General features: G+C 51.5%; 10 protein-coding genes, 1 pseudogene and 1 riboswitch. Of the genes and pseudogenes, 2 read left to right on the top strand and 9 right to left on the bottom strand.

The genetic code is table 11. The features are described from left to right. Positions 1-2 precede the first annotated feature (2 nt). Positions 3-683, bottom strand: a complete 681-nt coding sequence (locus GCD22_RS16530) for a hydrogenase (protein ID WP_024893084.1) — start codon at positions 681-683, stop codon at positions 3-5. 9 nt (positions 684-692) lie between these two features. Beyond that, complete coding sequence (locus tag GCD22_RS16525; RefSeq protein WP_010639329.1) at positions 693-1,634, bottom strand: respiratory chain complex I subunit 1 family protein; 942 nt, start codon at positions 1,632-1,634, stop codon at positions 693-695. Positions 1,635-1,686: 52 nt separating this feature from the next. Beyond that, positions 1,687-1,750: riboswitch (Fluoride riboswitch) on the bottom strand. A gap of 416 nt (positions 1,751-2,166) precedes the next feature. Between GCD22_RS16525 and GCD22_RS16520 the strand changes: the two are divergent. Next, positions 2,167-2,640, top strand: a pseudogene (locus tag GCD22_RS16520) (transposase); the annotation flags it as partial. A 234-nt stretch (positions 2,641-2,874) separates the two neighbouring features. Here the strand turns inward: GCD22_RS16520 and GCD22_RS16515 are convergent. Together GCD22_RS16515 and GCD22_RS18275 are read right to left on the bottom strand one after the other, a co-directional pair. Next, a complete protein-coding gene (locus GCD22_RS16515) occupies positions 2,875-3,891 on the bottom strand; it encodes a serine hydrolase domain-containing protein (protein WP_080707879.1) in 1,017 nt (338 codons plus the stop codon). A 3-nt stretch (positions 3,892-3,894) separates the two neighbouring features. Next, positions 3,895-4,032, bottom strand: coding sequence for a hypothetical protein (locus tag GCD22_RS18275; RefSeq protein ID WP_155270570.1), 138 nt, complete (start codon positions 4,030-4,032; stop codon positions 3,895-3,897). 230 nt (positions 4,033-4,262) lie between these two features. Between GCD22_RS18275 and GCD22_RS16510 the strand changes: the two genes are divergently transcribed. Next, positions 4,263-5,333: a linear amide C-N hydrolase gene (locus tag GCD22_RS16510; RefSeq protein ID WP_226831536.1), complete on the top strand. Its 1,071-nt coding sequence runs from the start codon at positions 4,263-4,265 to the stop codon at positions 5,331-5,333. Between the two features lie 28 nt (positions 5,334-5,361). Here GCD22_RS16510 and GCD22_RS16505 read toward each other — a convergent pair whose 3' ends face one another. The 5 genes from GCD22_RS16505 to GCD22_RS16485 all read right to left on the bottom strand — a co-directional run bounded on the left by GCD22_RS16505 (position 5,362) and on the right by GCD22_RS16485 (position 11,494). Then, entirely contained in the window at positions 5,362-6,582 is a 1,221-nt protein-coding gene (locus tag GCD22_RS16505) for a mannosyltransferase family protein (protein WP_081577635.1), read from the bottom strand. A 5-nt stretch (positions 6,583-6,587) separates the two neighbouring features. Beyond that, the gene (locus GCD22_RS16500) at positions 6,588-8,294 is read right to left on the bottom strand and encodes an ArnT family glycosyltransferase (RefSeq protein WP_031575988.1); all 1,707 of its coding nucleotides are present in this window, start codon (positions 8,292-8,294) and stop codon (positions 6,588-6,590) included. A 125-nt stretch (positions 8,295-8,419) separates the two neighbouring features. Further along, positions 8,420-8,734, bottom strand: a complete 315-nt coding sequence (locus GCD22_RS16495) for a hypothetical protein (protein ID WP_031575991.1) — start codon at positions 8,732-8,734, stop codon at positions 8,420-8,422. Positions 8,735-8,870: 136 nt separating this feature from the next. Beyond that, positions 8,871-9,959, bottom strand: coding sequence for a cytochrome d ubiquinol oxidase subunit II (gene cydB / locus GCD22_RS16490; RefSeq protein ID WP_031575993.1), 1,089 nt, complete (start codon positions 9,957-9,959; stop codon positions 8,871-8,873). A gap of 68 nt (positions 9,960-10,027) precedes the next feature. After that, positions 10,028-11,494, bottom strand: a complete 1,467-nt coding sequence (locus GCD22_RS16485; protein ID WP_010637564.1) for a cytochrome ubiquinol oxidase subunit I — start codon at positions 11,492-11,494, stop codon at positions 10,028-10,030. Positions 11,495-11,658: the final 164 nt, after the last annotated feature.

Genomic DNA, 11,658 nt, shown 5'->3' with positions numbered 1-11,658 from the left:
GCTTAACCCACCAGCTTTTGCAGGCCACGACTGCTGGTTGTACCGGCATGGGTCTGGAGGAATCGGACCAGCATGCCGAAGGCCATGACGATTGTCAGCAAATCAAAGATGATCACCAGCTCAAGCAGGGCGGGCATACCCGGAACCAGAATCTGTGAGCCCAGAAATATTCCGTTTTCGATGACCAGCAGGCCAAGAATGTGGCTGATAGCCTCCGAACGCAAAATCATCATCAAAAAGCCGATGAGTTTCAGGCTGAACATGCAGGTCAGGGCCAGCACGGCAATATTGTCAGTCAGATGCAGGGCAACACCGAGTTGCCGGGATACCTCATAGGAAAAAATCACCAGTGCGGCACCGAGAATCATGCTGGAAGAAGGCTTCAGCAGGGGGGTGAATTCGCGCTGAATATCCAGTCGTTTGACCAGTCGGAGGACCAGATAGGGTAAAAAGGTGCCCCGAAACAAGGCCGTCAATGCCGCAATAATATACAGCTCGGGATAATGTCCATAGTAGCCAATGGATGCAGAAATGGCCGCAATGGTCCAGGATTCCGCCGCAAAAGCATAAACATGATTTTTCAGCCAGTGTGAAGCGAGCATGACAAAAGATAAAACCAGCGCGAGGATCGCCAGCAGGCTGAATAATGAGGTGGCCAGCGGACCGAGATGAAATATCAGCATGGGTCGCTCCTATAGTTGGTCGGCAACAATGGCCAATACGGCAAAAAGAAAAGACAGCGCCAGGGGCTCCTGATAGCGATAAAAGCGCAGACGGGACTGCATGGTATCGACGCCCACCATAAGCAGGCCGATCACGCCGTATTTGGCCAGGATGATCAGCAGGGCCAGGAGGACTGACGGAAAGCTGCCAGTGGTGGACAAACCCCAGGGAAACAGAAATACATTGAGAAAAATCGTGTAAAAAATGAACTGTTTCATCCAGCTTGCCCATTTCAGCAGAGCCAGCAGGGGGCCGGAATATTCCAGGATGCGCGCCTCATCAATCATGTAGATTTCATAGGGGATCGTGGAATGAATGGGCAAGCGGTCAGTTTCTACGGTAAGTAGAATGAAAAAAGCCAGAATCAGGAAAATATGGGCGGGACTCCAGTAGGCTACCGGATTTTTGGCCAATAGATGATTGGCGACAAAAGGCAGCATGGAATGGTCCAGAAAAGTGATGCCTACAAATACCAGGATCAGCGTCGGTTCGGCGAGAATGCCGAGCATGACGGCGCGGCTGGAACCTAAACCACCGAAGGGTTGGCCGGTATCCAGGCCGGCCAGCAGGATAAAAAAGCTGCCCAGGGTCAGAATCAGCCCGCCACCCAGTATGTCGCCCATGTCCGAAAGCGGCAGGGGAAAGTTGGTCAGCACCGGAATGAGCATCGGCACGATGAGCATGGCGGTGAACGCAACTACGGGTGCCCAGAAGAAAACCCAGGTGGCAGATTCGGGTACCAGCAACGACTTGTTGAACAGTTTCCAGAGATCGCGATAGGGCTGGAAAATGGAAGGCCCTTGACCGCGCTGAACACGCTCCTCCACGGTGGTGATGAAGCCATGCAACAGTGGTGCTAGAAACATCACGGTGAGAACTTGCCCACACTGCAGGACGATGTCGTCGAGCATACCTTCCCCTTATAAGTTTGACTTATGACCTAAAGACCCGACTTTTCAGTCGGGATCAGTAGGAGTCATTAGCCTATAAAGGCGGTTATTGGGCGGAATCCATCGCCATAATTTGTGTTGATGATAAGCAGAGACTGAAATCGGGTCAAGAGCATTTTATCCTAAAAACGGCAGTTGCCGTGGGTGCTTTTTGCTGTTCCTTGCCTGTTGTTCTAACGTCCATTGCGACTCGCGCCACCCCGGAGAATGAAAGAGAATGGGAGCGGGTGGCGGCGGATTGAGATCGCACGAAATTTTGGTGACTTGATCCCGTTTCTAACGTGACCCGCCGGGCCGACTCGTACCCCGGATTGCCTCCATGAGAGCGCACATTAATAGGACCGCCTGTGGCTTGCTGCAGGCAGGTTGATTCGGCATCGGCATCCGTCGCCCCCCACGTTTTCAGTATAGATGGAGAGGAAAGCCAATGGAACTGAAACCCATTTTTCAACGTGTGATTGGCCTGGATATTCATCAGGCACAAGTGACTGTTAAACAGCATGCACTGGCGTTGCTGCAGACCTTGCCGGGGGTGGATACTACAGGTGCTGCCTTATTGCTGGTGGAAATCGGGGACGATATGAAGGTCTTCGGGAGTGCCGATCGCCTGGCGTCGTGGGCCGGTCTGTGCCCGGGCAACAACGAATCGGCCGGTAAGCGCAAAAGTGGTCGCACCCGGAAAGGGAATCCTTACGTGCGCCGCGTCTTGTGCGAATGCGCCCATGCCGCCAGTCGCACCCAATGCGCTCTGCCCACCAAATTCCAGAACCTGGTCGTGCGCCGAGGTCATAAACGATCCATTATCGCCTTGGCCCACAAAATGCTGCGCATCATCTACTTCATGCTCTCTCGCGGCACATATTACCGGGACGCCGCCACCGATTATGAAGCCTTGAGCGTACAACGTAATGCCGCACGCTGGATTAAAAAGCTGATCAAGTTCGGATTCCTGCCCGATCCGGCATAACCGCTTTCAGATCCCGTCAAATGGTCCTCACAGGCCAGGGACTTCTGTGCCCGTAATCCCATCTCTTTCACATTAAGGCTCATCCTGCTGTCAGGAAAGAACTCGCCCTACGGGCTCAGACAGCTTTCCTGACGGGCGCTGGATTTCGCCAAGAACAACAACGGCTCGAAACAAAAGTCGCTGCAAAGCACCCACGGCAACTGCCGTTTTTAGATTTATGCAAGACGCCATCATTCAGGGCTGTCCGTCGGACTGATAAATGGCATGAGGACTGATGAAGCGGCTCAGGCGCTGTGCGAGACTGGCGGCAAGCGGGACGCCCTTATCCAGCGCCTCGGAGTTCAACAGGATAACAATGGTATCTTTAGTTTTGGGAGCGTAGATGGCTATGGATTCGAATCCGGCCTGATAACTGGCATTGCCAACCCAACCATGATTGACAAACGATCCCCAGCGATACTCTACGGAAGTCGTTGTTTGGCCAGATGCCGGGGACTGCGGATACGCTGCCAGTATGTGATTATATTCAGTCAGGTTCGCATTGATTCTTGCCCAGTCGCGCAGATCAGAGGCGGTTGCGGTCATTGCCCCGGCTGCCCAGAACTGCGAAGGATTCCAGGCGACGGGTTGCAGGTTTTGGGTAGTACTATTGCGGGCATATCCACGAACCTGCAGAAAAGGATCTGCGAAGCTGGTGGAAAAAGTCGTGCTGTTTAAGCGGTTAGGCTGCAGGACTTGTTCGGTGATGACCCGGGACAAGGGCTTGCCGGTGACCTTCTCAATAATCAGACCCAATAAAATCGTGTTGGTGCTGGAATAGTCAAAACGACTACCCGGCTTGAACAACAGTGGATGGGTGAAGCTGTAATGCAGGAGCTGATCGGGCAGCAGGCGGGCTTCCGGATTTTTCTGAATGGCGTCCAGATAGGCGGCCTGTTTGCTGAAATCCACCAGGCCGCTGCGCATTTGGGCAAGGTCTGCGACAGTCATGTGCTCGCCATCAGGGACACCACTTACGTATCGGGAAACGGGCGCGCTGAGTTGAATTTTATCGGCCTTGGCAAGATCCAGAACCGCTCTCACTGTGAAGGCAGTGCTGAGTTGACCAATAGGCATATTCATGCGTACGCTCATAGCAGTTTTTTCGGCTGAATTTGCTGTCCCGAAAGCTTGCAGATAGGCAGGTCGCCCTGATTGCCAGATGCCGACGATAGCACCCGGAACTTCTGCCTTTTGGAGATGTTCGGCGATAAATTAGGTATACATGCTGGCGGTGTTGTGAAAACCGGAAACACCGGATAAACCGGAAAGCGCTGAAGCCTGAGCCGAAACACCAGCTGCCACACAGGAAAGTACAAGGGTAGACAAGAGAATGTGCTTTGGAGAAATCATGCTGTTCTGGTCCTTATGCAAGATGAATTGCCATTTCCATGCCTGCTGGTGAAAGCTGCAGTTTCATGGGGCAAGGCGCGGGCTTAGGATAACGCTCCCGGATATTTCAAACAAATCCTGACTCCAGATGAGCATTAAGAACTGAACCTGCTATTATCACGGTAAAATCTTGGGTTCTTCAGGTTGTTGAGAACAGATTAAATGACACATTCAGTTATAAAAAGGTGGAAATGATGAAGCTAAAGAGACAATGGGTCCTGTTGGGTGTGGTCGCGGCGGTATTTGCGGCGGGTTCTGCAGATGCCTGCACCCGGGTGGTTTATCACGGCAAGGATGGTCTGGTTATCACCGGACGGACCATGGATTGGAAAGATCCCATGCATTCGCGCTTGTGGATTTTTCCAAAGGGTCTTGAACATGAAGGCGGTGCAGGACGCAATTCTGTGCATTGGGTATCGCGTTATGGCAGCGTGGTGGTGACTTCATTGAATGCCGCAGTCAGCGATGGCATGAACCAGAAGGGTCTGGTTGCCAATATGCTCTGGTTGGCGGGCAGCAAGTATCCTGATGATTGCGGCAAGGAACCCCGTTTGAGTATTGCCGCCTGGGCCCAGTATTTCCTGGATAATTTTTCTTCGGTCAAGGAAGCTGTGGCCTCCATCAAGGCACATCCTCTGTGTGTGGTATCTGACAAGATTCCCGGCACAGATCGTTATACAACCTTGCACCTGTCTATTTCCGATGCCAATGGGAACAGTGCCATTTTTGAGTATATCGACGGTAAGCTGGTGATTCATGAAGGCCGTGAATACCAGGTCATGACCAATGATCCCGAATATTCCCAGCAATTGGCTATTGAAAAGTACTGGAACCAGATTGGCGGAACCACTTTCCTGCCGGGAACCAATCGTGCCGCTGATCGTTTTGCACGGGCAGCATTTTACATTCATGCCATTCCCAAAACGGCGAACCAGTCCGTGGGCGCGGCTGAAGTGATGAGTGTTTTGCAGAATGTATCTGTGCCCATGGGTATTTCAACACCCGGACAACCCAATATTTCCTCAACGCGCTGGCGGGTGGTCGCGGATCAGACGGGCCTCAAATATTACTATAACTCCGTCAGCAGCATGGATACCTTCTGGGTTAATCTGCATCAGGCTGATCTCAAAAAGGGCGCTCCCATTTTGCAGTTGCCCATGGGCCAAGGCCAGGTTTATTCCGGAGATGTCACAGCGGATTTCAAGCCGGTCGGCAAACCTTTTGAATTTGTGACGGTATCCCCGGAAAAAACGCAACCATGATACCTTGCAACAACGGATAAAACCGGATTTAGAATGCCCAGTGCCCGGAAATGAAAAAGGCTGCCTGCAAGACAAGGGCAGCCATTTCCGCGCCCAGAAACGGAAGCACCCAGGTTTTACGGACGGAGCTTTGATATATCCAGCCAGCCGCCAGAAACAAGGGCAGATTGACATAAAGCAGGCGGTAAGTGGAAACCGGTCCCTGTGCCGCTCCCTGAAACCATAAGTAAGCAAAAACCAGAGGAATGCTGATGACGAGTAAGGCCCATTGACGTTTCCACCATAAAATCCCCAGAGCAAAAAAATTACCCAGCAAGATCAGAGCATTCATGAAAAAGTATACACTGCGGGCAGGGTTCAGCACTGTCGGTTCTAGCAGTAATGCATGGACTAGCGGCGTATAGTCTCCTCCCCACAAGGGAAATAGTTCGACAATATTTCTCAGTTTGTCCAGAGGCGATAAATGGCCAATATAGGGACCATGGGCCACTACAAAAGCAAAAGGGGTCTGGAATAAATACCATTGGTAGGCCATGAATACACCCAGCCCGCTGCAGGCGATTATTCCCAGGCTTAACCCCTTGAATAGGGAGATGAGCACAAGGTTTTGCCTGTCCGCCCAAACGCGCCCCAGTAAAACCAGCCATATTCCGAAAGCGAAAAAAACCATCAAAGGTCCGGAAGCCGTGCCGATTCCCGCCCAGAAAGCGGCCTGAAATGGACGTTGTTGACGAAGCGCAATCAGTGTGGCGATGGCCAGACAATTCATCAAGGATGTCGGATAGGCGCTGATAAAAAAAGCGGCAGCAGGATACAGTGCGTAACTCAGCGTGGCAAAAGCGGCGCTATCGGGTTCCAGCCAGTCCTTGGCAAGGCGCTGAAATAACAGCACCGAGAGTAGTCCAAAAAAGATGGCCAGCCCTATGCCAATGGCGGGAATAGGGAAAGGCAGGATGAAACTGAGGCCTTTGCAGAGAGCCGGATATAAGGGGAAAAAGATGATGTTTTGACCAAAATCGGCATGCGGTATGTAGCTGTACCCGTGCGTGGCAATGTCCACATACCATTTGGCATCCCAGTTGATCAAAGCCTTGGCAATGGTCCCGGAAACGGGATCCAGACCACGGCTGAACAAATAATAACCCAACCAGGTTCCGCCATAGATGGCCAGGGCACTGAGAAAAATGCTGCGGAGCAGCCAGAGCCTGTGCTTATCGGTCTTGTGTGCAGAAGGGGATGATTCCGGCATACGCTTTATTCTGTTTTTACAGGATCAGGCAGCAGGGGATCAGGCCGGGTGCCCTTGGCGTGCGGGAGGTGTTTGATTTGTAACAGGCTGATATTTTCGTGACTATATATTTCATAAGCGGTTGTGAGGTTTTGTGCTTGATAACCCTTTGGAATAGCGGCCGTTACGGCAGAAACATCGCGAGAGGGACAAACCAGATAAAGCGGGTTTTCACCCAGAACAGTCCGTAGTTCTGTTAATGACGACAGATGACGAATGGGCATGTCTCCGCGCCCGGCATAAAACAGGAAGCTCGGCTGAAACCAGTCCCAGGAGCCCAGATGATAAGGATGCTTGCCCTGAATGGCAGCAATTTCCTGTCCCATTGCTCTGGAGGGTTTGAGCGCATTGATCGGTGGAAGAATGACAAATACCAGAAGACCACTGAGGACAATACTGCCCACTCCCAGACTAGCCCATGCGGCTGACCAATGCTTTTTCCAAATCAGGAGCATGGCGAAAACTGCTGCAAGCATGTAGGGAAACCCGACTTCAACCATTCCAGGAAGATGCGGTTCGCGCAGGGGTAAAACCCAGGCAGCAAAAATGCTCAGCGCGAGCCCTACCAGAAACAATGTTCCGAAGGATAGAGCCAACCCCCGGGTTTGCGGTAACCGGGACTGGGCGCGGATTTTTTCAAACCAGAAGGCAAGAAGGATAAATAAAGGTGGATAGGCCTCCCAGACATAATTGGGAAGTTTGGTCGCAGAGAGGGTAAAAAAGGCGATCCAGGTGCCTGCCCATATCAGTAGAAACAGTGGTATGGCCTGGTTTTGCAAAAAGTGGCGTCGCTTCAGCCAAAGATCATGCAGCACTTGCGGTAAAAATATGGACCAGGGCAGCATGCCCAGAAAAGTACTGATGAGATAATAAAACCAGGGACCCCGGTGGCCTTGCATACTGTCATCAAAGCGCCCGATATTCTGCTCAAAAATAAAAAGGCGATCCCAATTCCAGTGGGTTTCAATACCTACCGCCAGATACCAGGGCAGCATGATTATCAAAAAAAGTGGAATGCCGGTTGTCAGTCGCCCCTCTTTCCATAGTAGGGGTAACTGCTGACGCAATAACAGAAACAAGACAATAATGAGTCCCGGCAATAGAAACCCGACGGGTCCTTTATCCAGGGTGGCCAGGGCCATGGCGGCATAGGCCCAATGGAATTCGCGGGTACGAATTTCTGGATAAATATATCCACGCAGATAACTCAATAACGCAATGGTGACCAATAATATCAGCAGTGGATCGGGGGTGGCACTGCGAAAAATAATGGTACTGTGCAGTGCGGTGGCAGTCAGTAACCCACTGAGCAGGGCGATGGACTCCCCGTAGAGGCGGCGCAGGGCGATAATCAAATACAGAACCAATAACGCCCCGACCAGGGCTGAGCCAATCCGTAATCCCCAGGAATTCATACCCAGTAAACGGACTCCCGACCACATCAACCAGTAATTCAGGGCAGGCTTGTCCGGCATCAAGCGGTCATTATAAGTCGGGACGACGAGGTTGTCGGCGGCAATCTGATCTTTCAGACTTTGCGCGTAAATGGGTTCATCAATATCCCAGAGGCTGGTGTTGCCAGTACCCCAGGCAAAAAAGAGGAACGCCAGGAAGAAAAGAGCGATGGCCTTGATCCTGAAGCCGCGCTGAAGATTCTGCTGCGCTGCAGTCATCTCGATTTTCTGCCGGGACAGTGCCCGGTCAAAGCGTTTGCAATCAAGGAAAGAAGTTCCGGAAGGGACAATCCCCGATTATACCCTCAGCATCGGGGTAAACCAAAGTGAACAACCAATGATTTTCAGGAGGCGTCCAACAGATCGGGCGCGCAATGACGCAGGGTTTCCTTGAGCATGACAAAATAGCGCTGGTAGCGCGTGAGTTCATGATCCATCAGCAGCATCTGATCCATCATGGCATCGGGCCTTTCTTCAGGCAGGCGCTGCATGATTTCCTGCCATTGACTGTTGATGAACTGGTGGCGCTCCTCCAGAGCATTCAGTAAATCATCCAGATCAGGATTTTTTACGGAATGCGTGGAGGGATGAAGTTCGGCGGCGAGTCCGAGTAATTGCGTTGATTTTATGGGGACTGTTCTCAAGGAGCGTGCTTTCATGAGGTTGACCTTGTTGAATTAAAATTTTTTCGTTTAACTGCAGCTTTTAAGACTGTTGTAGAGCGGAAAAAGTTGCGCTTGGTTACAAAAAAACCGGCCGCGCCGAAGCAGCGACCGGTTTTTCAGCAAGCCACTATCAGTGGGCGCCGTAGACGCTTTTTTTAGTGAAGCGACCCCGGAAGACCCAGATTTGATACCAGTTGTACATGATCATGACCGGCACAAAACCGGTCATGAACAAGGTAAACACCGCCATAGAATTGGCGGGGTTGGAGGCCGCCTGTACAGTCCATGTACCCGGGACAATATAGGGAAACATGGTTGCCCACATGGCCGCCCAGAGTAGAACTACCACCCCTTCGCCCCAAAGCAGGGCAATAAAATCATGTTGCATGGAGTGGTTGGTCATGGATTTGAAAGCGAAGAACAGGACGATGACAAACCAGATGGCCCAGATCCACCAATTGGGACCGGTCCACTTGGCAGCGGCCCAAGGGAAAATGGCATAAGACCAAACCAGGGTGATAACAATCGCTATTAACGCCAGATAGGAGAACAGGTTGGTCCAGGACTTGGCGCGTTCATGAATCACGTCGCCCGGTAAAAAGCGGGCACAGAGAAACAATCCTCCCGCCAGACCGGCGGCAATTACCGCACCAAAACCCGTCCAGATGGAGAATGGGGTCAGGAAGTCCATGGCCCCTCCCGCATAGTGCATCACGGGGGTTGTGAAACCCCGATCAGCGATGCCACTCATGGCAATGCCGGATTTCATGGGGAAACCCTGTAATACGGCACCTAGCGAGACACCAGCGAAAAATGGCGCGACCAGGCTGCCGATGGCGAAAGCCCAGCCCCACAAACGTTTGCTACTGCGGGCATGAATGTGAAATTCAAAAGCCACAGCGCGGGAGATGATACCCCACAGTGCCAACATCAGGGGAATCATCAAGAAGTTGAAGGCGGACCCGTAAACCAGAGGGAAAGCACCAAACAAGACACCGCCAGCGACTACCAGCCAGGTCTCGTTGCCATCCCAGAAGCCCGCCATGGATGCCATGATGGCGCCACGCTCTTCTTCGTCCTTGGAGAACAAGGCAAAAATACCGGCGCCGAGATCAGCCCCGTCCAAAGCGATATACAGCAAAAACATCAGCCCAAGTATCATCCACCACCAGGTGGAGAGGGCAGATACGATACGAACAATATCTGAACTAAGTTCCATACTCATTACTCCGGTGACTTAATTAATTGAGGAGGGAGGAATAGATTCCTCCCTCTGATCCGGGTCTGTTAACGATCCGAGTGCATCATGGGCTTGTGGGCGAAAGTCGGTGCAACATGCCCGCCCCCCGCTTGCGCAGCATCATGATCTTCACTGTGATGCTGAAACAAGGTATCTGAGTGTGGAATGTCATTGACACCCTTCTGGATGACGCGTGTGAAGAAGTACCAAGCGCCGGACCAGACCACCAGCTCAAAAATGATATAACCGACAAACCAGACGATTTCCTGAGTAACACCCATGTTGCTGACCCCTTCGTAAGTCCGCATCATGCCGAATACCACCCAGGGCTGGCGACCGATTTCCCGAACCCACCAACCACCCCAAATAGCGAGGAAAGGCAGGAATCCAGAGAAAACCACTGCACGCAAGAACCACGGATGTTTGCGTAATTCAGAGGCATTCATTTTGCCCCGCATGCGCAACCAGTTACCCCAAATAGCGACGAAGAACAAAGCGAAACCAATGGCTACCATCACCCGGAAGGCATAGAAGGGTACCCAAACATCAGGGCGCTCATTTACCGGATATTGGTCCATACCCTTAACAACACCATTCCAAGTATGAGTTTCCAGCAAGCTGAGAACGTGTGGAATCTGAATGGAGAACAGATTTTTACCCGCTTCTACATCAGGAATTGCAATAAGATTCCATGAGGTATTTGGCTTGCCATCGGGCAGGTAAGTGTGAAAATGTCCCTCCATAGCCGCCAGGGAAGTAGGTTGGGTATCCGCTACGTCTTTACCGGCACTGTCCCCGATGTAAATCTGCAGAGGAGCCACAATCAACAGAGCCAATAAAGTAGGTTTCAAAAGTTTAATGAAGAGGTCCGCATTACGATTCTTGAGGACGAACCATGCACTCACCGATGCGAATACAAACAACGCCAACTCTACAGTGGCCACCCACATGTGAGGAAAACCCCAGACGAAGTTGTCATTGATAATGGCGTGCCACCAGTTGGTCACCTGGAACAATCCATCTTTCAGTACAACGCCATCCGGTGTCTGCATCCATGAGTTGGCTACCAGAATCCACATAGCAGACAAGCTGGAAGAAATGCCGACGTTGAAAGTGGCAAACAAATGCATGCCCTTGCTGATTTTACCCCAGCCAAACACCATCAGGCCGATGAAGCCAGCTTCATACATGAAGGCAGTGATGGTTTCGAAGCCAAGGATATTGCCGAAGAAGGGTCCGACGGCCTGAGAGAACGGGCCATAAAGAATACCAAAGGCCATTTCCATGGTGACGCCGGTAGCGACCCCTGCGCCAAAATTGATGATGAAGATTTTTTCAAAAAAACGATTAAGCTTGTACCAACGCTCGTCACCGCTTTTCAGCCAGGCAAGCTCCATGAAAAAGAGCAGCCAGGACATGCCGATGGTCATCGGCGTCCAGAGAATGTGCATGGAGGTGATCCAGGCAAAATCCAGACGGCTCAAAAGCACCGGTAATGAATTTTCGATAATCATGATGATACTCCCTTAGCTTTTTATGCTATTGCTGACTACTGGTTCATCATGAGCAAATGACGTGCCATGCTTCAGGTATCTATGAACACCAGCTTTATCAGCGTCTTGTAATATAGCGGATGACCATTGTGTGCATAACAACCATAACTGGGTGGTTTAAATGA

It is taken from the genome of Acidithiobacillus thiooxidans ATCC 19377, assembly GCF_009662475.1.
GTDB classification, from domain to species: Bacteria; Pseudomonadota; Gammaproteobacteria; order Acidithiobacillales; family Acidithiobacillaceae; genus Acidithiobacillus; species Acidithiobacillus thiooxidans.
The sequence above is the reverse complement of the archived record's forward strand: the minus strand, read 5'-3'. Positions and strand labels throughout refer to the sequence as shown.